The organism is Pedobacter terrestris (assembly GCF_052343045.1).
Classification (GTDB): Bacteria; Bacteroidota; Bacteroidia; order Sphingobacteriales; family Sphingobacteriaceae; genus Pedobacter.
Genome location: NZ_CP180264.1, coordinates 947,028 through 973,897 on the forward strand (window position 1 = coordinate 947,028; position 26,870 = coordinate 973,897).

23 protein-coding genes are annotated in these 26,870 nt (G+C 37.5%); 4 read left to right on the forward strand and 19 right to left on the reverse strand.

Annotated features, from left to right (window positions below):
• Window positions 1-34: 34 nt before the first annotated feature.
• From ACJVDH_RS04070 to ACJVDH_RS04090, 5 genes are all read right to left on the reverse strand, one after another.
• A complete protein-coding gene (locus ACJVDH_RS04070; RefSeq protein ID WP_443946294.1) occupies window positions 35-850 on the reverse strand; it encodes an energy transducer TonB in 816 nt (271 codons plus the stop codon).
• Window positions 850-1,251, reverse strand: coding sequence for an ExbD/TolR family protein (locus ACJVDH_RS04075; RefSeq protein ID WP_443946295.1), 402 nt, complete (start codon window positions 1,249-1,251; stop codon window positions 850-852). The genes ACJVDH_RS04070 and ACJVDH_RS04075 overlap by 1 nt, the downstream gene beginning before the upstream one ends.
• Entirely contained in the window at window positions 1,251-1,958 is a 708-nt protein-coding gene (locus ACJVDH_RS04080) for a MotA/TolQ/ExbB proton channel family protein (protein WP_443946296.1), read from the reverse strand. Before ACJVDH_RS04080 ends, ACJVDH_RS04075 begins: the two co-directional genes overlap by 1 nt.
• Complete coding sequence (locus tag ACJVDH_RS04085) at window positions 1,959-3,662, reverse strand: SPOR domain-containing protein (RefSeq protein WP_443946297.1); 1,704 nt, start codon at window positions 3,660-3,662, stop codon at window positions 1,959-1,961.
• Window positions 3,663-3,847: 185 nt separating this feature from the next.
• On the reverse strand, window positions 3,848-4,312 hold the full coding sequence (locus ACJVDH_RS04090; protein ID WP_443946298.1) for a hypothetical protein: 465 nt from the start codon (window positions 4,310-4,312) through the stop codon (window positions 3,848-3,850).
• Window positions 4,313-4,679: 367 nt separating this feature from the next.
• Here ACJVDH_RS04090 and ACJVDH_RS04095 point away from each other — a divergent pair, with 367 nt between their 5' ends.
• Window positions 4,680-5,582 (forward strand): metallophosphoesterase family protein, encoded by a 903-nt coding sequence (locus ACJVDH_RS04095; protein WP_443946299.1) that lies wholly within the window; start codon window positions 4,680-4,682, stop codon window positions 5,580-5,582.
• A 56-nt stretch (window positions 5,583-5,638) separates the two neighbouring features.
• Here ACJVDH_RS04095 and ACJVDH_RS04100 read toward each other — a convergent pair whose 3' ends face one another.
• Window positions 5,639-6,193 carry a DUF4256 domain-containing protein gene (locus tag ACJVDH_RS04100; protein WP_443946300.1) on the reverse strand — a complete coding sequence of 185 codons (555 nt, stop codon included), beginning with the start codon at window positions 6,191-6,193 and terminating at the stop codon, window positions 5,639-5,641.
• Between the two features lie 169 nt (window positions 6,194-6,362).
• On the opposite strand from ACJVDH_RS04100, the gene ACJVDH_RS04105 reads away from it, so the two are divergent.
• Complete coding sequence (locus tag ACJVDH_RS04105) at window positions 6,363-8,672, forward strand: hypothetical protein (protein ID WP_443946301.1); 2,310 nt, start codon at window positions 6,363-6,365, stop codon at window positions 8,670-8,672.
• A 117-nt stretch (window positions 8,673-8,789) separates the two neighbouring features.
• Here ACJVDH_RS04105 and ACJVDH_RS04110 read toward each other — a convergent pair whose 3' ends face one another.
• The 4 genes from ACJVDH_RS04110 to pyrR form a co-directional block, all read right to left on the reverse strand.
• On the reverse strand, window positions 8,790-10,496 hold the full coding sequence (locus ACJVDH_RS04110) for a hypothetical protein (protein WP_443946302.1): 1,707 nt from the start codon (window positions 10,494-10,496) through the stop codon (window positions 8,790-8,792).
• 7 nt (window positions 10,497-10,503) lie between these two features.
• Entirely contained in the window at window positions 10,504-13,527 is a 3,024-nt protein-coding gene (locus tag ACJVDH_RS04115) for a tetratricopeptide repeat protein (protein ID WP_443946303.1), read from the reverse strand.
• A gap of 481 nt (window positions 13,528-14,008) precedes the next feature.
• On the reverse strand, window positions 14,009-14,938 hold the full coding sequence (locus ACJVDH_RS04120; RefSeq protein WP_443946304.1) for an aspartate carbamoyltransferase catalytic subunit: 930 nt from the start codon (window positions 14,936-14,938) through the stop codon (window positions 14,009-14,011).
• Window positions 14,939-14,944: 6 nt separating this feature from the next.
• Complete coding sequence (gene pyrR / locus ACJVDH_RS04125; RefSeq protein WP_443946305.1) at window positions 14,945-15,490, reverse strand: bifunctional pyr operon transcriptional regulator/uracil phosphoribosyltransferase PyrR; 546 nt, start codon at window positions 15,488-15,490, stop codon at window positions 14,945-14,947.
• A gap of 221 nt (window positions 15,491-15,711) precedes the next feature.
• Between pyrR and ACJVDH_RS04130 the strand changes: the two genes are divergently transcribed.
• Entirely contained in the window at window positions 15,712-16,113 is a 402-nt protein-coding gene (locus ACJVDH_RS04130; RefSeq protein WP_443946306.1) for a thiol-disulfide oxidoreductase DCC family protein, read from the forward strand.
• Here ACJVDH_RS04130 and ACJVDH_RS04135 read toward each other — a convergent pair.
• From ACJVDH_RS04135 to ACJVDH_RS04145, 3 genes are all read right to left on the reverse strand, one after another.
• Window positions 16,104-16,301 carry a hypothetical protein gene (locus ACJVDH_RS04135; RefSeq protein WP_443946307.1) on the reverse strand — a complete coding sequence of 66 codons (198 nt, stop codon included), beginning with the start codon at window positions 16,299-16,301 and terminating at the stop codon, window positions 16,104-16,106. The two genes, ACJVDH_RS04130 and ACJVDH_RS04135, sit on opposite strands and share 10 nt — an antisense overlap.
• 156 nt (window positions 16,302-16,457) lie before the next feature.
• Window positions 16,458-16,832 (reverse strand): DUF779 domain-containing protein, encoded by a 375-nt coding sequence (locus ACJVDH_RS04140; RefSeq protein ID WP_443946308.1) that lies wholly within the window; start codon window positions 16,830-16,832, stop codon window positions 16,458-16,460.
• 149 nt (window positions 16,833-16,981) lie between these two features.
• Window positions 16,982-18,487: an aldehyde dehydrogenase family protein gene (locus tag ACJVDH_RS04145; RefSeq protein ID WP_443946309.1), complete on the reverse strand. Its 1,506-nt coding sequence runs from the start codon at window positions 18,485-18,487 to the stop codon at window positions 16,982-16,984.
• Window positions 18,488-18,640: 153 nt separating this feature from the next.
• On the opposite strand from ACJVDH_RS04145, the gene ACJVDH_RS04150 reads away from it, so the two are divergent.
• A complete protein-coding gene (locus ACJVDH_RS04150) occupies window positions 18,641-19,567 on the forward strand; it encodes an AraC family transcriptional regulator (protein ID WP_443946310.1) in 927 nt (308 codons plus the stop codon).
• 10 nt (window positions 19,568-19,577) lie between these two features.
• On the opposite strand, the gene ACJVDH_RS04155 is transcribed toward ACJVDH_RS04150, so the two are convergent.
• The 6 genes from ACJVDH_RS04155 to ACJVDH_RS04180 all read right to left on the reverse strand — a co-directional run bounded on the left by ACJVDH_RS04155 (window position 19,578) and on the right by ACJVDH_RS04180 (window position 26,744).
• Complete coding sequence (locus tag ACJVDH_RS04155; RefSeq protein WP_443946311.1) at window positions 19,578-21,248, reverse strand: beta-N-acetylhexosaminidase; 1,671 nt, start codon at window positions 21,246-21,248, stop codon at window positions 19,578-19,580.
• Window positions 21,249-21,707: 459 nt separating this feature from the next.
• Window positions 21,708-23,642, reverse strand: coding sequence for a 30S ribosomal protein S1 (gene rpsA / locus ACJVDH_RS04160; protein WP_443946312.1), 1,935 nt, complete (start codon window positions 23,640-23,642; stop codon window positions 21,708-21,710).
• A 938-nt stretch (window positions 23,643-24,580) separates the two neighbouring features.
• Window positions 24,581-25,294 (reverse strand): SH3 domain-containing protein, encoded by a 714-nt coding sequence (locus ACJVDH_RS04165; protein WP_443946313.1) that lies wholly within the window; start codon window positions 25,292-25,294, stop codon window positions 24,581-24,583.
• 150 nt (window positions 25,295-25,444) lie between these two features.
• Window positions 25,445-25,588, reverse strand: coding sequence for a hypothetical protein (locus ACJVDH_RS04170; protein WP_443946314.1), 144 nt, complete (start codon window positions 25,586-25,588; stop codon window positions 25,445-25,447).
• Window positions 25,585-25,881, reverse strand: coding sequence for a hypothetical protein (locus ACJVDH_RS04175; RefSeq protein WP_443946315.1), 297 nt, complete (start codon window positions 25,879-25,881; stop codon window positions 25,585-25,587). The genes ACJVDH_RS04170 and ACJVDH_RS04175 overlap by 4 nt, the downstream gene beginning before the upstream one ends.
• 41 nt (window positions 25,882-25,922) lie before the next feature.
• Window positions 25,923-26,744: a 3-keto-disaccharide hydrolase gene (locus ACJVDH_RS04180; RefSeq protein WP_443946316.1), complete on the reverse strand. Its 822-nt coding sequence runs from the start codon at window positions 26,742-26,744 to the stop codon at window positions 25,923-25,925.
• Between the last annotated feature and the right edge of the window lie 126 nt (window positions 26,745-26,870).

Consider the following 26,870-nt stretch of genomic DNA (forward strand, 5'->3'; position numbering starts at 1 on the left):
TCGTTGGTTGATCGGCTGTTTTTGTTTTATAGTTCTATTTCACCTTGAAGTTGAAAACTACAACACCAGTCTGGTTATCTCCGCCAACATCACTTTTACTTAATGACGAATTTAAAACAGACTGTATACATTTGTTAACTAAGTCTGTGTCCGTGATTGTAGAGCCTTTCAGTTCTTGATTGGCACGGGTAATGTCTCCATTTTTGTTAAAATAAATTCTAATGGCGATTTTTCCGGTTTTTTGACCATCATCTTTCGGGATAACGAGATTAGAAAAGCGCCTCAATTCGATCGGTTTATTTCCAAATCCGGAACCACCTTCTCCATAATTATTGGCTAAAGGATCTCCATTTTTGGAACCCTGATTTCCGGCTTCATTTCCCGTTCCATCTCCGCCGCCCTGACCTGTACTTTTCTTGCCTTTATACAAGGCATTTTGATTGATTACCGGTTTGGCCGGTTTCTCTTCAGTAGAAGTTGTGGGCGTAGTTGTAGTTGCTTTTTGCGGCTTGGTATTTACCGCAAGTGCATCTTCGGTATTTTGTGTTTGTATTTCTTTATCACTCGATTCAGAATTGGTCGTTTTAGTTACCTGCTGTTCCTCGGTTACTTTTTCTGGCGCTTTATTGTTGGCATTCGGATCTGCAGATGGTTCTTCAATGCTGGTATAATCATCGCCCATTCCGGTTTCAGAAGTACCATAATTCACCACCATGCCGCCCATGCCTAGATCTTCGGCTGGCTGAAAAGAATTGATCACGATCAAAAAACTAATCGCCAGCAAGGCCACCATAATCCCTGAGGCTATGGCAATTGCTTTTGGATAATTATTTTCTTCTTTGTGGGTCATTATTTTTTCGGCTCAACAGCTAAAACAAGTTTCAATTTCAATTTGTTTGCTACGTCATATGCGACCATAATATTTTCTGCAGGAACATTTTTTGCTACATATAAAATGATGGTTAAATCTGGTGCTGCTTTCTGATAAACTTCAATTGCAGGTTGCAAACCATCTGCCGGCGTAGCTTTTTTATCCACGTAATAATTCAGATTTTCGTCAATACTCACGGTAACTGCCTTTTTCGCTGTAGATTGTTGTCCGCTAGAAGATGTAGGTAAAAGTAATTTCACCACCTGCGGGTTTACAACGGCAGACGCCAATAAGAAAAACAGCATCAGGAAGAACATAATATCATTTAATGCCGATGTATGTACTTCTACGCTTCCTTTTGATCTTTTTCGTAAATTCATTATTTACCTGGTTCTTCTAGTAAGTCAATAAAATCAATTGCATCGGTTTCCATTTTCAGGATAATTTTTTCTACCATGATATTTAAAATATGGTACAAAACATAAGCGATAATACCGATAATTAAACCTGTAGCAGAAGTAATCATTTTAGTGTACAAACCACCAGAAATGGTTCCAATTTCAATTGCGCCTTTAATAGAAACCTGATGGAAGATGGTAATTACCCCAACAATGGTTCCTACGAAACCCAACATGGGTGCAATACCCGCAACAATACCTAAAATACTGATATTTTTTTCCAGTTTAGAAACTTCTAGTTTACCTACGTTTTCTATAGCGCCTTCAATATCTTTAATTGGGCGACCAATACGTTTTAGTCCTTTTTGAAGCATGCGCGAAAGTGGCGAATTGTTGTTTCTTAATAATGCCATCGCGCCATCCAGATTTCCGGAATGAATATATTGTCTGATTTGAACCATCAGGTTGGCTTCTTCTTTGGTTGCTTTTTTTATGGTTAAATAACGCTCAACAAAAATGACCAATGCTAGAAATGCAAGGAAAGCCAATGGGATCATTACCCAGCCACCTTTAAAAAGCAAATCAATAAAATGTAATTCTGGAGCGGGTTGGCTCAATGTAGGATTTGCCGCCGCGGTAGTGTCTTGTAAGGTTTGTGCAGTGTCCTGAATAGTTAATAAAGTAATCATTTATGGTGTGTTTATTTGTTTTACGTAGTATCCTTTTCCTTTAAATTTTTTCTGCAGAATTTCCATTTGTTTTAAGGCTTCATTCTGATCGGTATAAGGGCCGATTCCTATGCTTTTGCGCAACCCGGAGATTCTTGCAATATGTGCATCAATGCCTTTCAATTTCAGTTTGGCAATGTGTTCTTGTGCATCTTTTTCAAATTTATAGGAAGCAATAATAATATCATATTGTTTAGGTGCGTCTGTTTTACTAACGTTAACGCTCGTTTTAACCGTATCTTGTATTGGTGCCTTCGTTTTTTGAACCTGATTGGCTTTTAGTATACTATCGGTTTTCGCAATTGAATCTAATTTCAGTTTTAAGGGATCTTCTTTTTCAACAGGTGTTTGCATGGCGCCCATTTCTGGAATATCCTCAATATCAGAACGTTTGAAAAGATCAGGTTTTACCAGAAAAATTATGGCACCAATAACCAGGAGTAATCCAATGGCTATAAATATTTTAGGCCAAACCGATTTTTTTTCTGTTTCTGCCGGCTCATCCAACATCGGATCATGTCCAAAACGGTTCGGATGTTCAGCGTGCTGCTTTTTAATGAATGCGGGCGACTGTGTTAAGTGTTCATCCTCTACCAGTTCATCGCGGTTAACAATTGTACGGCGTTCTTCCGGCTCTGGCCTATGTCCGAAACGGTGTGGATGCTCCGCATGTTGTTGCTGAATAAATGCTGGCGATTCTGTTACCTTTTCATCCGATAACCTAAAATCATCACGGTTAACCACTGTGCGTTTTTCTTCAGGTTCTGGTGTATGCCCAAAACGGTTTGGATGCTCTGCATGTTGTTCCTGGATAAAATCTGGTGCTTCGGTAACCTCTTCTATATTTTGTTCTTCTAACTGATGGTACGTTTTTGGCAGTTCTGATTCTGGCTCATCGCCGGAATGTACCTCATTTTCTTCGACAATAGATTCTGGACCAGAAACTGTTTCTACAACTCCTTCCTGAAGATCGGCTTGAGGAGTTTCATCAACAGTTTCTTCTGATTGCATATTTCCCTCTTCATCTGGCTCTACAGTTTTTTCAGGCTTAGATGAATTCTCATCCATGTTATTCGATTTCTGTTCTGGGTTGCCGAGTGTTTTGGTCAGATCATCGCGTACTTCATCCAGTTCTATCGTTTCAATTTCGGGCTGTTGTGCCACATCCTGGGTTGTTTCATTATTCAGGAAATGACTTGGCGCTTCTGCAACTTCTGTATGTTTTAGCTCGTCATTTGCAGGTTTCTCTGGTAAAAAAACTAAATCTTTAACTGCTGGAAAACCATAAAACTCAGAACCGTATGTAATATTTTGTGCAGGCTCAAAGCTTAAACCTTCATGTTCGGTAAAAAACAAACGGCCAAAATCTTCATATTCTACTTCATGCTCGGTTTCGAGCATTTCATGCGTAGCTTCTACAAATTGTGTTACAAAATATGTGGCCGTTTCTTTGGATACATTTCTTTTCTCGACAATAAAATCGATCAATCCATCATCTTCTCTTGCTTCAGCAGAAAACTGCAAAGTATATCCCGGAGGAAGAAATGATTTCGTTTCCTTATCATACCGACCCGGAAACTTCTTTTTATGGAATGCACCCAAGCCTTTTACGGCAACGGTTTTCCGCTGTTGAAGAAATTCTAAGGCATAAGCTAAAATATCCATTCTGGTAAAATTAATGCTTTTGTTCAGAAAAAGTATTTAATTTTTCTGAATAAACTAATAAAGCACAAAAATGCATTTTTTTTGGAAAAATGATGTGGATAAATCGTTCATTGACGCATTTGTCATTTGCTTATTCTTTTAGGCTTCCTTTGTTTGAACGATCTTTGCAGATGGGGCAATAAACCCTACTTACACGGCACCTCTACAAAAGTAAATTTCCCGGCTTCGTAATTAATGGGTTTTCCTTTTACAAAGTAAGAACGGCCAAGTGTGGTTTCGATTTGACCAACGCCCATAATTAGTTTTCCATCTTTTTTTAAAAAAGCCAGTGGATTGGTAAATACTTTAGTTTTATCGCCCCCTGTGTTAAAGCGGTAATCTACATATAAGGTATCTCCACTAAATTTACCTTTTATTAAACCGTTGTTTTCTGGTTTTGACGCATATTTAATCAATAAAGAACCTTCAATTTTGCCAGATGCCAAAGTGGTTATAATCATTCCGGCACTGTCTTTTTCAAAAGATGCAGCATAACAGATTTTAGTTAACACAGAATCTTTTTTAGCATTTTCTGTTTTTTTATCAGATGAATTACAAGCAAATGCAAATGGAATAAGAAACAAGGCGAGGTGTAATTTGAGTATTTTCATGGCTTAGAGATAATTGTTTTTTGGAAACAGGATGAAAAGTATGTTGCATTTCCATAAAGATAAAAACCATTTTGTGTTTTGGAAAATTTTTGAGTGGCTGATCAGCTGAGTTTGTAGTAAATGCTTTGGGCAGGAAAGATTTCTTCTTCATACGTTCTCGAAATCACGTTATCTCGCATAAATCGTCATTGCGAATGGAAGCAAAGGGATTAATGGAAGTCTAAAGGAGCCTTTAACAGGTTTGTCAGAGAATAGCTAAAAGAAACAATCTTCGGACCTCGGTCTACCAACTCCATACTTTCAACCTATGATTTCATCTTTGCTTAACCTCAAATTAATGCACTGAGGCTTTCTTTGGAAACAAACCATGGAAAGACGATCAGCATTAAAAGGTTTGGGCAGTTTATTGTTATTGCCAACATTGGCACAGGCCCTCCCAACTGCACCAGAAAAACCTGTGCTCCGGGTTGCGCACCTCACTGATGTACATTTGAAAGACGAATTTGGTGCACCCGATAAATTGGTGCGGTGCCTTCATCACGTGCAACAGCAAAATCCAAAAGTCGATTTAATCCTTAACGGAGGCGATATTGTGTTCGATATGAATAAAGAAAATCTAAGTGCAATAGATAAACAATGGAACCTCTGGAATAAAATTATCCAAAACGAATGCAGTTTGCCTATACAATATTGTCTCGGTAATCATGATATCTGGTGGAATGAAAATACTAAAACCGATACTTTTTACGGCAAACGTTACAGTATGAATAAGTTGAAACTCAATACACCTTACTACAGTTTTGAGCAGAAAGGATGGAAATTTATTATACTGGATAGCGTACACCTGGATATTGACCAAACCTGGTACATTGGGAAATTGGGCGATGAGCAATTTAACTGGCTTAAAACAACGCTAGAGCATACACCAAAAGATATGCCCGTGATGGTCATGTCGCACATCCCGATTCTTACCGCTTTACTCATGATTGAAGATAATATTGTAAACCGATGGGAAATGTTGGGCGGCGATATGCATACTGATACCGCTAAAATCATCAATTTATTTTATCACCATAAAAATGTGAAACTTTGTTTAAGCGGCCATTTGCATATGCAAGATCAGGTGGTGTACAATAATGTGAATTACTTATGCAACGGTGCAGTATCTGGCGCGTGGTGGGAAGGCAACCGTAGAGAAACTGCGCCAGGCTACGGACTTGTAGATTTGTATGCCGATGGCAGTTTCAGTTCTAAATATGTGAACTATTGATTTTTTTGTTCAGTAGTTTATGTGCTCATAAGTTCATCTGAAGCTTAATCTATTTTCTAAACATGTAAAGCAGCTCTAAACGCGCGTGCGGCATAATAGGAAGATGCGCCATTGTGGTACACAAAAACCGTATTGTATCGGCGGTCGCAAAATAATGCACCGCCAAGTTTTCTGATTTCGTCTGGTGTATTGATCCAGCTGGAGGTTTTTAAATCAAATTTTCCAAGTTGTTGTAAATACCGGTAATCTGCTTCTGTTAACAAATTTACGCCCATTTCTGCCGCTATTTCTACTACGCTGTTTTCTGGCTTAAATTCTTTTCTGGATTCTAAAGCTTCCCGATCGTAACACAAACTTCTGCGTCCTTTTGGACTTTCTGCCGAACAATCAAAAAATGTAAATACATCGTTATCAGAATTGTATGCAACAATATCGGGTTCGCCATCTGTTCTTTCCATTTCATTAAGCGACCAAAGTTTGCCCGGATTGTTCTCTAATTTAACTTTCACTTTTTCCCAATCTAAGCCTTCATGTCGGCTCGTGTTTTTTTCAAAACGAAGCCGAAGGGTTTGTAACAGTGTGTTTTTTTGTTCGGTTGTTAAAGTTTTCATAGGATGTCTGTTTACTCAAATATAAAATAATTCTGCCTTCGGCGCTGCCGACCTGTAATTTACATCAACAAATATTTATCTTATATTTAACATATTGATTATCATTAGGGAATTGCTGCTTTTTAAATTTGAAAGATCTTCTAAACGCTTTTAAACCTAAATTTTATACATGAATTTGTTTAACCGAAATATCAATAAACTCCGCGATTTATTTAAAATTCTTAGTGGCCTTTGGGTAATGTTGCTGTTCGATTTGTTGGCCATTGTCGCATTTTTATTGGTAGAACAGGGCAGAGATGTATTGCTTGTAGTTACAGAATACGCTGCAGATTTTGATCATTTCTGGACTCTGTTGGCTTTGTTTATCGCCTTAATGTTTTGGTGTATTTCTTCAGAATTTAGTACCAAAGTACTTTCTTATTTATCAGATAATTCTGGCAGATCTTTAGAACCAGAACGTGTAGAATGCCGGAAAAAATATCAATTCTATATTTCCAGGTTTGCACTTTTTTTTCCGTTGGGATTAATGTTTTTAGCCTTTATAAATACGTGTTTTATCAATTTTGGCGAGATCAGCAACGCCGATAATTTGTATAATTTTCAGAAAATTATCCGCGGTACTTGTGTGGTTCTATTTCTAATTGCTTCTACTTTCGGAATCATCTGGTTTTTATATCCCGGTGGTTTAATCATCAAATGGAGTAAGAAATTTAAACGCCTGCGTTGGTTAAGGCTTTCCGTTCAGGAGGGGAGATGGGCGAGTAAATTGTATGGAATTTTTAACGATGTACGGGTAGATTTACCAGATCCTGCCGATGAATACAAAGGGAAAGATTTACCGAGAAACCGTATGTTACCTAACGGGATGATTTTACCCAGTTCGAGGTATTTTTCGCCTTTCCCAGAAAATCCGATTTGTAAAAAGGGAAATCCAAAAACGTGGATGTTTAAGGTTAATTTCAGATTTTATCGCCGGCTTATTAAACAATTGTTGGTGCTGACTATTCTTGCCGGAATGCTTATTTTATCAGTAGGGATTTTCTTCCCAATTTCGTGGTATGGACAGATTGGTGCAACAGCAATTATTTGTTTAAGTTTCGCCTGTTGGCAAATTGTGTATGTTTTTCTCAGCTTTTTAGATAAAGCGCAGCCTTTTCCTGTTCGTTTTACCTTGATCGTTTGGTTGTCCATTTGTTCTATCATCAATCAGGATCATCCCGTTAGGACAATTTATAGACAGAAAATTGCATCGTGTTTGGCATCAAATGATCCGCGCAGTACCTTGAATGATCATTTTGATCGTTGGTATAAGCGTTTGGAAGCCGATACGGTGGGTAAAAAATATTATCGGGTTGATTCTGGGAAGCGTGTGCCCGTAATTTTCGTTTCCGCAGAAGGCGGCGCGCTCAGAACCGGCGCTTTTACCGGTATGTTACTTGCCCGTTTGCAGGCCAAATTTCCAGAACTTAAAAATTATATTTATGCATACAGCAGCGTTTCTGGCGGAACTTTAGGTAGCAATTTTTTTAATGCGCAAACTTTGCGCGCAGCACACAATCCATCAGAAAGGAATGCATGGATTTCTGCTTCAAAAGAATTTTTTAAAACAGATTTTTTATCGGCATTAACGGCAAAACTCGTTTTTGGAGAAATACTTAATTATTTTATTCCATTTCCAATACAAAGAGCAGACAGGGCAATTGCACTTGAAAAAAGTTTTGAAGCAGGTTGGGGAAACGCCTATGGAAACGACCAGAATCTTATGGAATCTTCTTTCAGTAAAACATTTACTGCGCCTTCTGCTGCTATTTTTATGAATACAACAGAAGTTGAAACCGGCATACAGAATGTTTGGAGTAATGTTAATCTTGAAGGTTTGCCACTCGCCACTTCAAGAGATTTATATCTGCGCAGCGGATTAAATTTGCGCTACAGTTCTGCAATAAACCTGAGCGATCGCTTCCCGTTAATTTCACCGGCAGCCGCTTTCAGATTTAAAGACGGCACTAAAGACAGTATTTTTAAACGACATTTTGTTGATGGCGGTTATTACGAAAATAAAGGTTCTGAAACACTTACGCAGGTTTTGAAAGCCTTAAAACTCGAAAAATACAAGGTGAAACCTTACGTTCTGCAGTTTAACTTTAGTGGCGATAGTACAATCAAAAGTGTAACAAAGTTTAATGAAATTACAGAAATTATTGGGACAATTTACAATACACGTATTGGTAGAGGACGTATTGCTCAAGACGATTTAAAGAATCAGGTACGCATATTAAATGGCGAATTTATTTCGCTTAACAGCGAAAACTTGCCCATGAACTGGTTGTTGAGTAATACACTGATAGACCAGCTGGATGTTACATTGGCACAATTAGTTGGTGGTAAAAATAGCAAAAAAGTAACGCACGTGCTCGATAGTACCTCGTACAAGGAACTCCGAAAATTATTTTTTTATGATCAGCAGAATTTAAAGTAACAGTTATTTTGAAGTATAAGAATATCGGTTTCTTACAACACGCTCAGACGTTAAAAGCAGTAAACAAAAAAAGCCGCAGTTCATTAGTGAACTGCGGCTTGATAATTTTAGGTTGGTTTAGAACGAATAACTCAATCCACCGAAGATGTTAAATCCGTTTACCTGATAATATAAATATCTGCTGTAGTTAGAATTTAGCAAATTATTAGCTTTGGCAAATACAGAAAATTTGTTGTTGATTCTGTAATCTGCACCTACGCCTAAATCTACAAAACCTTTAACCGTAACAATAGATTCTATAGCGGTATTTGGAATTACGTATTGCGACGGATTAACCGGAGCTGAAGTATATACTTTCGCTTTAACATTATCTTGAATAACAACAGCAGCATTGAAGCTCAATTTTTTATTGTACGTATACAAGAAATTAGAGCTTACTTTCAATCCCGGTTTAAACCAACTGTAGGTTTCAGATGCAGGTTTCCAGTCGTCTAAGTTTAGTCTTCCGGTCCATTTTAATGCATCACTTACCTGAACGGTAATTTCGCCTTCCAAGCCAGTAAGTTTGGTTTTTCCGAAATCGTAAATCACATCAAATTTATTGAAATCAGTAAAGTTGTTAACGAATAAAGGCATATCGTCAAATTGCTTTACATAAAAACGAGCTTTATAACCAAATCCTGGTCCGCCGGTTCCTTTAATACCACCGCTAAAGCTCAATCTTTCAATCGTATTTTTAACCAGAATGTTGCTGTTTAACCAAGGATTTTCATCCGTAAAACCTTTCAATGAATTTCGGTTTACATCACCTTTAACTTCACCAAAGATCTGAAGATAATCCGGAATCAACGTGAAATCTGCTGTAATTGCCGGGAAAAGACGGGTACTGCTGTATGCGCCAAACTCCTGAACTAAGTTTACGCCAGCGGTAATTTTTGCGCCTTTTACTTGAAGACGGATGTACGGATTTACACGCAAAAGATTGTTGGCTACACTGGTTAAAGAGTCTTTAGTATTTCCAAATTCTGCGGCTGCAGCCAAACCAAGATTGAATGAGCTGATGCGTTTATTCAGATAGCCATTTAACGTGACGTAATTTTCTTTTGCATTGTAACGGTCGCCCCAAACATATCCATTTGCTTTAAGTGCATAACTCAATGCATCCGGATCTTCAGTGAAGTTTTTAACCAATTCTCCTTCAGCTTCAAACATCGTTAATGTTTGTCTTTGCGGATTTGGATTTAAAGTTGGGCGCGTATCGTCAATACCGTAAAAATACGTTCCCTGACGGTCGAAGTTAATTCTTCCACTTACTGTATTTTCTTGCAGAATGCTGCGGCCAAATAAACTTAACTGTTGTGTATTGTTATTTTGCTTGTTTAGTTTCCCTTCCTGACTGAAATGTCTGAAATATCCACCCAATTGCAAACCTTCGTCGCGGCCATTGTTAATGTATACTTCGCCAAGTAAAGTTCCCATAGAACCTACGCCACCTTTAACATAGTTGTTGATTAGCGAGTCTTGTTTTTCATGAGTTAAAGCCTGTGCCTGCAACTTTTGAATATCGCTGTTCAGTTCCAGCTTACGATCAGTAATGCTGTAGTTTAATTTTGCTTTGTAAGTTTTTACGTCGTCCAGGTTTGGGCTTCTTCTTAATTTCACCGCTTCTGCCAATATTGGTTTGTACGGACGAACAACTTCAATTTCTTCGCTTACGGTCGACTTTTCTTTTTCCTCAGTTTTTTTAACTTCCTGAGCTTGTACTTTGGCTAAACCAAAGGATAAAAAAAGTAGCGCGCTGTATATATATTTATTCGACTTCATGTTTTTCTTACTTCTTCTGGTTTAGTTTTTCTAATTTTTCTTTTGCCGTTGGGATAATGTCATCCTTTCCGTCATAGTTGTCAATAATACTGAGAAGTGTACTTTTTGCCTGCAAGTTATCTTTCAAGGCCACATAATTATCCGATAGGAGAATAAAGGCTTTAGCTACCCAATAATCATAAGAAGCCATGTTATTGATTAAATCGAAACAGGTTTTGGTCGATGTTTTGTAATCCCGTTTTTTATATTCCAGAAAAGCAAGATTGTACTTCGCTTCTGCTGCGGCTATAGTTTTGGTACTTGCAACAACGTTTTTAAATTCTTTGACTGCAGTTGTGGTATCGCCTTTAATCAAATACGCTTTACCGGCAAATAAACCCGAACTGTTTTTTTCTTCTTCAGAAGCTTTTTCAGATTCCTTAGTCAATTTAGCATATTTCAGCATATCATCCGGCATATTTAATGCGGTGTAGGCTTTCAATAAATTGTTAATTGCAAAACTATAATGCGCTTTATAATCCGTTGTTGTTTCTAACCTTTTCAGATATACAATTGCTTCATTGTATTTTTGCTGATCAAGATAAAGCTGAGAAATGCTTAACAATGAACGTTCGGTATAATCACTTGTCCAATCGTTAAGAATGGCTTCATAATCCGGAATGGCTTCGTCCGGACGTTTCAGTTTAACCAAAGATTCTGCACGGATAAATTTGGCTTCTTTAGTGTGTATTGCTTTCGGGAATTTATCGAAATATGCATTTACAGCTGCAAAAGCACCGTTAAAATCTCCTCTCAAATACAAAGTATTGGCTGCCGCAAAAACAATATTATCTTGCTCTGCATTAGAATAATTGCCTAGAGGTGTTGTGGCGGCATAACTCATAAATGAATTTGCATCACCTTTATCTACATAAATATTTTTGATAGATTCCAAAGCTTGTTTGGCTTCATCGGCACTTGGATAATCGCGAATTACTTTTTTGAAAGATTCTAAAGCTTGTTCATCTTGATCTTGGTTGTATTGAACCAAACCAATAGTAACTAAAGCTTTTGGTATATAACTGCTGTGCGGATATTTGGCCACCAATGCTACGAGATCTGTTTTAGATTTTTCCAAATCTCCTTTTGTAAAATACGTATAAGCGGTTTCAAAACCTGCATCATCCGCATAGTTAGAGTTCGGGAACTGCTGCAACAAAGACTGCATGGTAGAAATTTTCGCATCATACTGACTTTCCAATCCCTGGATCATTCCTTTTTGGAATACGGCATAATCTTCTGAGCTATTTTTTCTGGCGATGATTTTATTGTAATTCGTCATCGCATTTCCGTAGCTCTTATTTACAAAGTAAGAATCGGCCAGACGGATTGTTGCATCATCAATCGTTTTTTGATCTTTATCATTTCCGGCTAAAAAGCGTTCGAAATAGGTTGCTGCCTTTCCGTATTTTTCATCTTCAAAAGCAGAGTAGGCAAGGGCATATTTTGCAAAATTATAAACGCCTGTTTTATCTGCATCTGGCATTTTAAGGAATTTTTCAAATGTGCTTACAGCTTCTCCAAATTTGCGCAATTCATACATGGCTTCAGCTTTCCAATACGTACTTAAAGCGTGTATCTCATTGTCTTCGGGAAATTTTTCTGAACGCAAAAACATAGAGAGCGCATTAGGAAAAGCACGCTCGTTGTAAAATTCGAGTCCGCGGAAGTACGTAACTTTCTGATAAGCTTCTCTTGCTTCTAAGGTTTTATCCGGAATAGGTTCCAGGATATCAACCGCTGCCTGGTAATTTTTGGTGGTTAATAAAACCTCGCCCAAAAGGGTTTTGGCCTCATTCATTTTTCTTGATTTCGGAAACTGTTTGATAAAACCTTGAGTAGCTTCCAATGCTTGTTGATGAAAATCCAATTCATAACTCAGTTTGGCATAACTTAACCAAGCTTCTTCCTGAATGTTTTTATCAAATACCAAACGCGATGCTCTGAAGAATGCACTTTGCGCTTTTTGTTTATCGCCAAGTTGGATAAATGCTTTTCCCAGCGTGTACATACCGTTTTGCAAATACACATCGTCTGTATTCAGTTTTTCTAAAACGGTTACAGATTCTTTGTACTTTTTATTTTGAAACAACGAATATCCATACTGATAAATGAATAAATTGTTTTTGGTATCGTTTTTATCTTTTGCATAAAACTCTGTAAAATATTTTTCGGCATTTTTAAATTCCGATTTTGCAAAGTAAGATGCGGCAACCAAGCTTAACATTTCGGCTTCAAACTGTTGTTTGGTTTTTTGCATTATTGGCAAAGCGTATGAGATTACATCGTCATAACGTTCATCCAGGTAATACATAGATGTGATGTAATATGGATAACTGGCCTCATACGTTGGAGAGCCTTTTAGCTTTTCAAAATTTGCCAAAGCCGTTTTATACTCTTTGTTTAGGTAATTGATGTAAGCGAAATAATAAGTTGCGCTTTCCTGAAATTGCCCTTCTTCCTTTTTTACCGCTTCAAATAATGGCTCGGCCTTTTCATAATCTTGCTGCATGAAATAAGCATAGCCTTGCTTAAACTGATATTCGTTGCGTTGTTTACTTGAAAGTGTAGACGGATCTGTTTTTTCAAACCACTCTAAGGCTTTTTTATAATTTTTTTGATTGAAGTAGGTTTTACCAACATAAAAATACGCCAGTTTGGTATTGGGATTTAAAGGATAATCGCGAATGAACGATTGAAAAAGACTTTCTGCATCGCTATTACTCAACTCCAAAGCGCAAACAGCTGCGTAGAATTTAGCATTTTCCTTTAAGGTAGAAAGTTCTGCATTGCTTTCCTGTTGAGTAGAAGGTTTATACCGGAGTTGTTCAACAATTTTAAATTGCTGCGCTGCCGCGGTGTATTTTTCCTTGTCCAGAAGTTCAAGTCCGGTTTGGTAATTTTTGTTTAAGGTTTGCACGGGGCTAACCTGTGCGTATGTGCTTAGGCTTCCCGCCATCAAAAGCGGAATTAGTAAGTGTTTTTTATGCATCGGTTTCAAATATGGTTGGTACTAAATTAGAAATAGTATCATAGCTTATCAACATAAGTAATTAACATCTGTTAATAACACAAATTAACGAAGGTATTTTTGAATTGGTATACCGCGTAGAACGAATGTGGAAAAAAGGGTGCTGGTTCATTCGGTTAGTTCATTCGTTCATTTGTTCATTGGGAATGCGAAGAGGTTAGTTCATTCGTTTAGTAGCTCATTTGTTCATTGGGAATCCGACGCGGTTAGTTTATTCGAAAATTCAAATTTTTATTCATTCCTTCGTTAAGTAAGCATGAAGTTTAAAGAAAAGAAAAGCTCAAATACAGACGTAAAACTCACTAACAAAATCAAAAGTTTTTCCTGGAATTCGTATATCCCTAAGATTGTAGTGCTTGTACAAATAAACTAATCAACTATTGAACCAATGACTCATGACTAACGACCAATGAACTAATGAACCAATGACCAATGAACCAAATTACCCTTTACTTGCCAGAAGATAGAGAACTGCCATTCTTACAGCAACACCATTCTCTACCTGCTCAAGGATGATAGATTGTTTGCTATCGGCAACGTCGCTTGTAATCTCCACACCGCGATTGATTGGCCCAGGGTGCATTACAACAATTTCTTTGTCCAGATTATCCAGAATTTGTTTGTTTAACCCATACATCATTGCATATTCCCGTTGAGAAGGGAAATACTTAATGTCCTGGCGTTCCAGTTGGATGCGCAACATGTTGGCAACATCACACCAGTTTAGCGCTTTAATCAAGTTGTGTTCAACTTTGACACCCAATTGGTGAATGTGTTTTGGTATAAGCGTTGTTGGCCCGCAAACCATGACTTCTGCGCCTAAACGCTGCAAGCATAAAATATTGGAAATGGCTACGCGCGAATGTAAAATATCACCAACAATCACCACTTTTTTCCCGGTTACATCACCTAATTTCTGGCGAATCGAAAAAGCATCTAATAAAGCCTGCGTTGGGTGCTCATGTGCGCCATCGCCTGCATTTACAATTTGCGCTTTAACATGTTTGCTAAGAAATTGGCCAGCGCCGGCATATGGATGACGCATGACAACCATATCTACTTTCATTGAAAGGATATTGTTTACCGTATCGATAAGCGTTTCTCCTTTACTAACAGATGAAGAAGATGCAGCGAAATTCACGACATCTGCCGAAAGGCGCTTCTCTGCCAGTTCGAAAGAGAGTTTTGTACGCGTAGAGTTTTCAAAGAAAATATTGGCAATAGTAATATCACGAAGTGAAGGCACCTTTTTGATCGGTCTGTTAATCACTTCTTTGAAATTATCTGCAGTTTCGAAAATTAATTCGATATCATTCCGATTGATGTCTTTAATGCCTAAAAGATGTCGGGTTGATAAGGTGTCTGCTGCCATTTTATATTATTGCTTTTCTGATAATAAGGTTACTTTATCTTCTCCTCCTTCGCTTGTCCACGTTACTTTTACTTGTTGCGAATCCAAACTATCTACCTGATGGCCGATATAATCTGGTTCAATTGGCAAATGTCTGCTAAAACGGCGGTCAATTAAAACCATCAGTTCTACTTTTTCAGGGCGGCCATAGGCCAACAATGCATCCATTGCTGCTCTAATGGTTCTACCGGTCCAAAGTACATCATCAATCAGGATTACTTTTTTGCCTTCTATAATAAAATCGATAGAATTGCTGTTTGCAGTTACAATACTGTCTTTTCGGCGGAAATCGTCTCTAAAGAAAGTAATGTCGAGGTTTCCTTTTAAAATTTTCTTGTTTTTTAAAATGGATTGAAGCTCTTGATGGATGCGATCGGCAAAAAATATACCCCGCGGCTGGATACCTATTAAAACGGTATTCGAGAAATCGTCGTGGTTTTCAATTAATTGATGGCAAAGCCTCTTAATTGTAATCTGAATTTTTTGTCCGTCAAGAAGTGTTTTCTTTTGCATTGGCGAAGGATTGGACAAATATATAAAAATGTTTTAAGCTGGGAAAACCACAAGGGATTTGTTTAGCAATGTTTGGGTAAAATGTTCAGCTACAACATAGAAAACTTTTTAAAAATAATCCAGACTATTATATCAATGGATTTTAACGACCAGACTTTGTATGGTTAACGGCTGAAATTGGCTTTACGAATTGAAAACGAAAAAAAAATGTAATTTTGAATATGCCTACTCACCCTGTGATATTTTTTGATGGCGTTTGCAATCTTTGTAATGCTTCTGTGCAGTTTGTTCTTACACACGAAAAGAGGGATTACTTTCGTTTTTCTGCGTTGCAAGGAGATTATGTCCGTAAATTGTTGCCGCAGTTTGATATCGAAATTGGCAATTCAAACTCTGTTGTTTTGCTGGAAAATGGCTTATTATATACTAAATCAACTGCTGCTTTGCGTATTGCAAGAAGATTGAATGGTTTATGGCCGCTTTTATATAGCTTAATCATTGTTCCGAAATTTTTACGGGATTGGGTATATAACATAATCGCCAAAAATAGATACAAATGGTGGGGGCGGCAGGAAACTTGCTGGGTACCAACACCAGAATTGAAAACGAAATTTTATTCTTGATTTTTCCGTTTAGGAATCCATAACCAAAAACTTAACACCAATAATGGAATGGAAATGCTTAAGGCGGTTAATATAAGCTGAGGGCGTTGTTTTACAACATCTGCATCGGCCGTATTAAAGATATAGAGGGTTTCTTTAAATGCAAAAAGTGTGATTAAAGTACAAATAGCGGCTAAAACTCTGCGCATGATAATCGGATCTTAAGGCAAAGATTGCATTAATTTTTTAAAAGGCGGAAGAAAAGTTGTTGTTCTTAGTAGGCTTTTATTTTTGAGTGTATGGTCGGATATGAAATCCGGAAAAATCAATTCATCGGGTTATATTTAGAAAAAATAAAAAAACGATCATTCTGCAGTTTTTACAGGAGATAAATTTTCCAGCTCTTCTGCCGAAAACAAGCGGTAATGAATTTTAAATGTTTTGTGTAATGGAGTTTCTAACGAAAAACCACCAACACCAAAGCCATCCAGCACGTCTAATGTGAAGTGCGAAAATTTCCAGTATTCAAATAAGTCGCGGTCTACCCAAAACTCACAACCTTCCACTTCGCCAATGCAAACATCATTCATGCGTAGATAGTAGCCACCTTTTTCAAAGCATTGAGGTTGTGTGCCTTCGCAGCATCCTCCTGCCTGATAGAACATCAGCTCGCCATGTTGTTTTTTTAAAGTTGCAATGAGTTCTTTTGCTACTTCAGTACTGTCTATTCGTGCAATCATAGTTTTGGGATTTAACGTTAAGGCAGTTCTAAATGCAGAACTGCCTTAATTAAAAGGTGAAGTTTATTCAATCCTTGATCTTAAAAGATAATATGAAATTATTATGAATGAAAATAAGCCAGAAAGATTTTTAGTCGATTGGGTGTCTATTAAAAAAAGCCCAGTTTATTTTTGTCATAAGAAATTAGCATGTTCTTGGTCTGGCGGTAATGTCCAAGCATCATTTTATGGTTTTCTCTACCCACACCAGATTGTTTGTAACCACCAAATGGCGCACCTGCAGGATAAGAATGGTATTGATTTACCCAAACCCGGCCAGCTTGAATTGCACGTGGTACCTGATACAATTCATGCGCGTCACGCGTCCAAACGCCTGCACCTAGACCATATAATGTGTCATTCGCAATTTCTATGGCTTCTTCTACCGTTTTAAACGTGGTTACAGCGAGTACAGGTCCGAAAATCTCCTCCTGGAAAATCCGCATTTTATTGTGGCCTTTAAATATGGTCGGTTTAATATAGTAACCACCACCCAATTCGCCTGGCAATTCATTTACATCACCACCGGTCAATAAGTCTGCGCCTTCTTCTTTACCCAATTTAATGTATGCAGCAATTTTTTCGTATTGAATTTTTGATGCCTGTGCGCCCATCATTACGGTTTTATCCAGCGGACTACCAATCTTAATGGCTTCGGTACGTTCTATAACTTTTGCAATAAATTTATCATAAATATTTTCCTGTACCAACAGGCGTGATGGACAGGTACAAATTTCACCTTGATTCAGTGCAAAGAGTACAGCGCCTTCAATGGCTTTGTCTAAAAATGCATCATCTTCATCCATAACAGAACTAAAGAACACATTAGGAGATTTTCCTCCCAATTCTAGTGTTACCGGAATGATATTTTCTGTGGCATATTGCATAACCAAACGGCCGGTTGGTGTAGATCCGGTGAATGCTGCTTTGGCAACTTTAGGATTGGTTACTAAAGCACGGCCAAGTTCTGCACCAAATCCATTTACTACGTTAACAACACCTGGAGGCAACAAATCGCCAATCAGCTCCATCAATACCATAATTGAAATTGGCGTACTTTCAGCTGGTTTTAAAACCACACAATTTCCAGCGGCCAATGCAGGAGCAAGTTTCCAGATGCCCATTAGTAAAGGGAAATTCCAAGGAATAATTTGGGCCACTACACCAATAGGTTCATGTACAATTAATGAAACGGTATTTTGGTCGAGTTCTGAAAGTGAACCTTCTTCTGCCCGGATTACACCTGCAAAATACCTGAAATGGTCTATACCAAGCGGTAAATCTGCTGCCAGTGTTTCACGGATGGCTTTTCCATTGTCTATCGTTTCAACCGTTGCAAGATATTCAAGGTTATCTTCCATCCGCTGTGCGATTCTGTTCAGAATGATACTTCTTTCTGTCGAAGACGTTTTACTCCAGGTTTTGAACGCTTCTGATGCTGCATTAACCGCAAGTTCTAAATCTTCTTTGCTTGAATGCGCAGCTTTTGTAAAAACTTTGCCATCAATAGGAGAGATGTTATCAAAATATTTTCCCTGAACCGGAGGTGTAAACTTGCCGCCAATATAGTTGTCATAATGCGGCTTAAACTCAGGTTTCTTAACTGTATTTTCCATGATTATAAGATTTGGTTAATACAAACCTACTTCCAAAAGCTTTCGTTTAGGTAGTGATATTGTTTCAAATGATAGCATTTTTGTTTCACTATGTGTGCTGTTCTACGTAAATGTGACGTTAGTTATCACACAATTTCACTATCTTACCTTACTATGCAGCATACTTTAAAAAAGCTGAATCTCAGCAATTCGGCAACTTTACAAACACTTGTTGAAAACCGTACTTCTTATACATTGGAGCGGTGCGAATTAAAAGTTTTCGAAACCTATACAGAAACGTATAAGGTTCCTTTAACCTTTAATGATTTTGTGATCACAAGTATGCTTAGAGGGAAAAAGGTGATGCATCTTTTTGATAAGAAAGGTTTTGATTACATACCCGGCCAAACCGTAATTGTTCCGCCATCGGTAACGATGAAAATTGATTTTCCGGAAGCAACAAATGTAAATCCAACTCAATGTATTGCACTGGCAATAGATCAAGATCAGATTGGTAAAACAATCAATTATCTCAATGAATTTTTTCCGAAAGAAGGAAGTAAGGAAAAATGGTTGTTGAATTACGATGAATATCATTTTTACAACAATGAAGAAATTGCGTACCTAATTAATAAAGTGATTAAAATCTGTTCAGAAAACTCGCGCGAAAAAGATGTACTGGCAGATTTAACGCTGAAAGAACTTTTGGTCCGAATCATGCAAACGCAAAACCTTAAAATGGTGAATGATCAAGGGTATAACTTAAATCAAAATCCTTTGGCATTCGTTATGGGCTATATTAAAGCCAATCTTGGAGAAAAAATTAATATCAATACACTTAGTGATAAAGCTTGCATGAGTAAAGCAACATTTTACCGATTATTTAAGCGCGAGCTGGGCATAAGTCCGAATGATTTCATTCTGAAGGAAAAAATTAACAAAGCAAAAACTTTATTGGTGCAGCCAGGCGCGAAAGTTGCCTCAATCAGTTACGAACTCGGTTTCAGCGATTCTAATTACTTTATCCGTGCATTTAAGAAAATTGTTGGCACTACGCCGGGCGCATTTCAACAACAGGCACATTTGAAATTAATCCATTGATTTTCTAAGGTTAAAAATCTTCTGTGAGATACCTTTTGCTGTAGGTAATGCCCATTAGATCATACCTTTTAAATTGGTTTTTTAATCTTTTTTTGAAATCCGGATAGTTTCGTTTTTCTTTCGGGCTCCATAAAATCTCGCTCAATGCATCCAGACGAGGAAATAACATATATTCCACTTTCTGCGGATTGGTGATGTATTCTGTCCACAAGCAACCTTGTGCGCCCCATATGTATTTCGTTTGTTCCAATGTCAATTCCGCAGGTACAGGTTCATAATTGTAAACATTAACCAGCAAAGAAGGCGTGCTTGCCGTTAAACTATCTTCTTTCACAAACTGACCGTGGTTAAAGTACATTTTGTTTTCAGGCGTCATAATGGCTTTGTGCTGTTGTTTAGCAGCTTCAATTCCGCCTTTTTCACCTTGCCAACTCATTACAATTGCATTTGGTGCGAGGCCACCCTGTAAGATTTCATTCCAACCTATAATGGTTTTTCCTTTGCTGTTCACAAATTTCTCCATTCTACGGATAAAATAACTCTGCAGTTCACTTTCGGTTTTCAAACCGTTTTGTTTCATAAATGCCTGTGAAACGGCAGATTGTTTCCACCAGACTTTCGATGCTTCGTCTCCACCGATGTGGATATATTGAGATGGAAATAAATCCATCACCTCGGTTAAGATATTTTCGAGAAACTTAAACGTTGTATCTGATGCTTGTAGCACATTGTTGTATTTGTTCATCATTCCCCAGGTTTGGGCCACCTCATATTTCTTGTTGGGTTCTGTTCCTAATTCTGGATAAGCAGCCAACAAGGCCATGCTGTGTGCTGGCATTTCAATTTCTGGAATAATCGTGATATACCGTTTAGCAGCATAGTCTACTACATCTTTAATTTCTTCTTGTGTATAATATCCGCCGTGTTTTACGCCATCGGTTTTGACTTTTGCGTTTTGCGGCGTTATCTTGATCTCATTCGGTAATACTTGATATTTGATGTTTTCATTTCCTTTACCGGGCCATAAACCGATAATACTTCCATCGCGCCAGGCACCGATTTCGGTAAGTTTAGGATATTTTTTGATTTCAATTCTCCAGCCATGATCGTCGGTTAAGTGCCAATGAAAATAATTCATTTTATGCATAGCCAGATAATCAATGTATTTTTTTACGAAGGCAGCATCAAAAAAATGCCTACTCACATCAAGGTGCATTCCACGATAATCGAAGCGGGGATGGTCTATTATGTTAATGGATGATATGTTAATCGAAGTTTTATTATCAGTTGGTAATAATTGGATTAAGGACTGAACACCGTAAAATATTCCTGCTTGCGATGTGCCTGCGATAACAATTCCGTTATCTAAAGTATTAAGGAGATAAGCGTTTTCAAATTCGCTAATTCTGGTGTTTAAAATTAAATTAATAAAGTTTTTTGTGGGTGTTACGTTGGTTATATTCAGTTTGAGATTATAATATTTTTGAAAATAATCATTAAGAAAGTTTGCGGAATTGTATAATGAAGAATCGACAATTACGATTTGTGTTTTAGCATCTATTGAAAAAGGTTTTTTATTCGAATCAACTTTTACATAAGCTGGCTGCGGGATAATATTAACTTCCTGTGCCGAAAGTTTGTAGGAAATTATAATTAAAAATAAAAAGACAATTTTTCTCATGCTAAAATGCTAGGTTATGCTTTTCAAAAGTACAGAAAAAGCTTTGTTTAATCAGATTCGTAAGTTAATGTCAATGCGGAAGGCGCGAAAAAGGAATCTAAAACGATCGCTGTATCCATACTAATCAGATTGCTTCGCCGGCTGAAAAAGCCTTTTCGCAATAACGGTTTATGGAGTGTGCTTTGTGTATTCAGTGTTTCCGTGAGAAAAATAATCGCGAGCAAAAATAAAAATTTTAACCATGTAAGAGATTTAAGAAATGTAAGTGTTTTCTATTTCTTCAGTATTCTTAAATTTCTATATGGTTGGTATCAGATTGCTTCGTTGGCTGAAAAAGCCTTCCCGCCATGACGGAATATGGCATACACTCTGTGTTTTCCGTGTTTCCGTGGCAAAAATAATTGCAAAAAAAATCCCGATAACTTGCGCTATCGGGATTAATTTATCAGTTAAAAAGAACTAGCCTTTTTTAGCTTTGCTTTCTTCGCCTTCTAATTGCGATTTCAATTGAGCCAATACGTCTAAGTCTCCTAAAGTAGATTTCTCTACAGAATCTTTAACTTTTTTAACCGCAGTTACAGCAGCTTTAGCTTCTTTTTTCTTTGTTGCGCGCTCTTCAGCAGCAACTTCAGCTTTAGCTTCTTCCCAAATACGGGCGTGTGATACTACGATACGTTTTGCTTCTTTGTTAAATTCAATGATTTTGAAATCGTTGGTTTCTTCAGCTTTAACAGAAGTACCATCTTCTTTCACCATATGTTTTGTAGGTACGAAACCTTCAACACCGTAAGGTAAAGCGATAACAGCACCTTTATCCGTTACTTTAACAACAGTACCTTGGTGAATTGAATCTAAAGTAAAGATCGTTTCGAAAGTATCCCAAGGGTTTTCTTCCAATTGTTTGTGACCTAGGCTTAATTTACGGTTGTCAACATCAAGTTCTAAAACAACTACGTCTAATACATCACCAACTTTAGTGAATTCATTAGGGTGGTTGATTTTTTTAGACCAAGAAAGGTCAGAGATGTGGATTAATCCATCAATTCCTTCTTCGATTTCAACAAATACACCGAAGTTAGTCATGTTTTTAACAACAGCTTGATGCTTGCTTCCAACTGGGAATTTAGCAGCAACTTCCTGCCAAGGATCGTTAGACAATTGTTTGATACCCAAGCTCATTTTGCGCTCGTCTCTGTCTAAAGTTAAAACTTCAGCTTCGATTTCATCACTTACTTTCAAGAATTCCTGAGGATTTCTCAAGTTTTGTGACCAGCTCATTTCTGAAACGTGGATCAAACCTTCAACACCAGGGATGATTTCTAAGAAAGCACCGTAATCTGCAACAGTTACGATTTTTCCTTTTACTTTAGAACCAACCTGAATGTCAGTGCTTAAATTCTCCCAAGGGTGTGGAGTCAATTGTTTTAAGCCCAAAGCAATACGTTTTTTCTCGTCATCGAAATCCAAAACAACCACGTTGATTTTTTGATCCAATGCCAATACTTCTTTCGGATGCTCGATACGACCCCATGAAATATCTGTAATGTGAAGTAAACCATCAACACCACCCAAATCGATGAATACACCGAAATCAGTAATGTTTTTAACAGTACCTTCTAATACTTGTCCTTTTTCTAATTTAGAAACGATTTCAACTTTTTGTGATTCTAAATCGTCTTCAATCAATACTTTATGAGAAACTACAACGTTTTTAAATTCATGGTTAATTTTAACCACTTTAAATTCCATTGTTTTTCCAACGTATACATCGTAATCGCGGATTGGTTTGATATCGATTTGTGATCCTGGCAAGAAAGCCTCAACACCCATGATATCCACAATTAAACCACCTTTAGTACGGCTCTTAACGAAACCATTGATGATCTGATCGTTCTCAAGCGCCTCGTTAATCGCTTCCCATGATCTTTGGGTTTTAGCTCTTTTGCGAGAAAGAATCAACTGACCGTTAGCATCTTCAGGTGCTTCAACAAAAACATCAACTGAATCACCGATTTTTAAATCTGGAGTATCACGGAACTCAGAAGTAGATACTAAACCGTCAGATTTGAAACCTACGTTTAATACAACATCTTTATTGTTGATAGATACAACAATACCGCTAATGATTTCACCTTTAGTGATTTGGTTGAATGTTCCAGCATACATATCTTCAAACTTTTTACGGTCTGCGTCATTGTAATTACCGAAAACTTTTTCGTCTGCATCCCAATCAAAATCTTCTGTTGGTGTTGCTAATGATGATTTGATCGATTCGATCGATACTGAATCAGCTTCTGATTCAATAGTTTCTTTTTCAGTAAGGCGTCCGCCTTCTCCCTGAAGTTCAGCTGTTTTAGCTGCTAATTCTTTTTCTGCTACTTGTTTTTTAGCCATTAATTAATTATCTCCTTTTTTCCCTATTTAGGGACTGCAAAGGTAATACTTTTTTTAATTATGGAAAAGTTTTTTTTAATAAATCTGGCTGATTTTAAGGTGTTTAGAATTTAAAGCCATTAAAATGAATTATCAAGATAAAATGTGTTTTGTTTTCTGGCCAGAATTTTCAAAAGCTATTCGCTGTTTTCATGAACAAAAATGTATAACCTGCGCATTAAATATTTGAAAATGAACGCCACAAGTTCTTCCGAAACAGCAGTCCGGCTTTCGCTTATAGTCCTCGCTGCGCTGCGGGCTATTCCACTCAATCCGGTTTAGAAAACAAAGTCTGGAATTGATTTGGCGCGATGGTGCTTCTTGTTAAGTTCTTAACTTCACTGCGTACAACGCCAATTTATCGGATCTATGGGGAGACTTAGCTCAGCAGTTCACAAAGTTCTTTATCACTAATATTATCACTCTCAGATTAGTCATAAAAGAATGCAAATAGACGACAGATTGGGTAACTACAAAATTGGTAATAATTCAAGCTCCGCCAGATTTTCTCTTGCCTTTTTTGAAGTGATGGCAATACGAACTGTATAGCGATATTTCCGAAACTCTGGATTTTTACCTGTTTTTTGTCCAAGCGTCCGGATTTCCATTTGTAGAAATGCATTTTTTAATAAGCGTTTAGCTTGACGTTCAAATACTGGTATAGTTCTAACTCATAATGCATATAAAAAATCTCCGGCGCTGCGACTTTGTTTTTTTTCATTTTGATGAGGTTTATTTCTTCCACTGCTTCTCTAATTTCAGACAGTAACAAAGCTTTCCAGTAATTGCCTTGGCATTAACATTAGGAACGTTATTCAGAAGTTCCAGTATAGACTCCGCATTATTGTCAGGAATTTCGAGTTATACTTTCACAATAGCAAATACAGGAAATATACTTTTTATTTCTTAAACGTGCCTTTTGTAAAACCTTCTCCAACCAGAGTATTTTCATCGCGGATTACCAGGAGAATAGAATTTTGTTCCTGGTAAAGTTTAATTAAATCACCATCAATTGTATAATGTGAAGTAAATAAGGAATCGGTATAGCTGTCTGTTACGGTTACGGAATCTTTAGATTTAAAATCAAAAGATTTGAATTGCGCGCCCTGATCGCCGCGGTAAACGCCGCTAATTATTTTTTTCTGCACAAAAGTGATGTAACAGAAATAACCTAAAATCAATACTACAAAAGTGCAAAACGCAATAAGCAGGCGATTGGAAGAAACAAATTTGAAAATCAAGAAAATGATTAAGCCAACAATTAAAGCTATGGCAACAAAAAAGATCAGGCTGGAATTGTCTTGCATTACTTTAGGTTCAACCGCTGCAACTGTTTTTGCGGCTGGTTTTGCTGCAACTGGAGTAACGCGTACCAAAAATGAACTGCTTACATAACCTTCGCCGTTGGTGACTTTCACTTTAAAAAAATCTTTATTTGTAGAATCGAGTACAGCAACATTTTCGCCTTGCGGGATAAAGCCTATAATTTTACTTCCGGTTTTATCGGTTTCTCTAACGTTCAGTTTATCGGCGGTAACCTTGTACATAATTTGAGCGTTGGCTATGCCGGCAGTAAAGAAAAGCGCAATAGAAAGGATTAAGAATCTGATCATAGGTTTTGTATGTGTTCCATTTGTGTAACGGAAATGAGTGCATCAATTTTATGCGATGCAAATAACATTTAATGTGCCAAAATTAGGAATTGCATTGGTAAAAAAGAGAAATAGGTTAAAATTGATCCGCATAAATTACAAGTCTGCAAACTACCAGCTTCCGCCATCGCCGCCTCCGCTACTGCTTCCGCCGCCCCAATCGCTTGATGATGATGACGATGAGGAACTTCCGCTGCCTGACGAAGAAGAATCTGAACTACTTGCAATCCAGACAGGAATTGCAACTTCTCTCAAAAAATGTTCGGTTCCGCAGTTTTACAATTCTGAATTTCTTTACCATTTCCCGCTCTTTTGTATGTTGCTTTGGTTATCACTTTGATGCGAGGAAATGTAAAGGTTTTAAAACCACAAGATAAACAGCTTTTGTATTTTGCCAGTTTTTTGCCTTCATGCGCAATTAGTTTCACCGATTTGTTTTTGCCCAGCCAGATGTCATAAAATGCAGATTCGAGGTATTCTTCCTTTTGCTGCCCGGCATTCAGATATGGTTTTCCTGATCTGTTTTTCTCGCGGTCTACGCGCTCCATAGGGCAAACAAAATATATGCCGCCTTCACTTAGACGGTAAACTATTTTAGTATTTTTGTCAAAACAGCTTCCAGCTTTGCTTTGTCGCCCATATATGGCTCCAGGTTATACAATTGAACATCTTTAAATTCGATCGGATGGCTTTCGCTTTGTAACGCAATGTATCCGGATTTAAGTGCTTTACCGTCCGTTTTAATTGTTGGATCAGAGTTGGATACATTTCCGCCGCCAATGCGTGGTTTCGTATATTCCAATACAACTTCGCCATCAATCACATGTTTAATCACTGAATCCTGCAAGACTACAAATTCTGCTGTTACCCATTGATCGCCATTGTAGGTTTTTGATTTCGAATCTAGGCAATGTGGCGTAAATAATTTTCCCTGATAAACGATTTCAGTGCCTGGCGTACAAACATTGCTGGTTGGCCTGATGTGTTCGCCATCGCCACCCAGAATTTGGCCTTCAATAGAAATCGGAAAATCCTGATCTTTTAGCATTGTTTCGGGTGCCTGGCAGTGTAACATTGCCCCGCTGTTTCTCAATGCCCAGCCTTCGCCGCCTTTAGCTTGTTCGCCAACAAAACGGTAAGTAACTTTCAATACATAAGCAGAAAATGGTTTTTTGTAGAAAATATGTCCGTATTGTTGGTCAAAATCTGAGTAACCTTCATACCCAACTTGCAATAAGCCATCTTTTACACGGAAAGTATTGGCATAATTGTCGTTATATTCATGTTTAGAAATTTTAATGTTCCAGTCTTTAAGATCTTTGCCATTAAAAAGTTTAATCCATCCAGTTTGTGCAGAAACAGAAGTTGAACAGCTTAAAAGGAATATGGCTAGAAATAGGTAGATTTTCATATTGTAGATTCGGTTGAATCGCTAATATAAGAAATTGATGGGAGAGTGGAAGGAATGCTTGTAGAGATTAAAGCAGTTATTTAGAACCGAAAAAATAAATCGAGAAAGAAAAAGGCGATCGGAAAT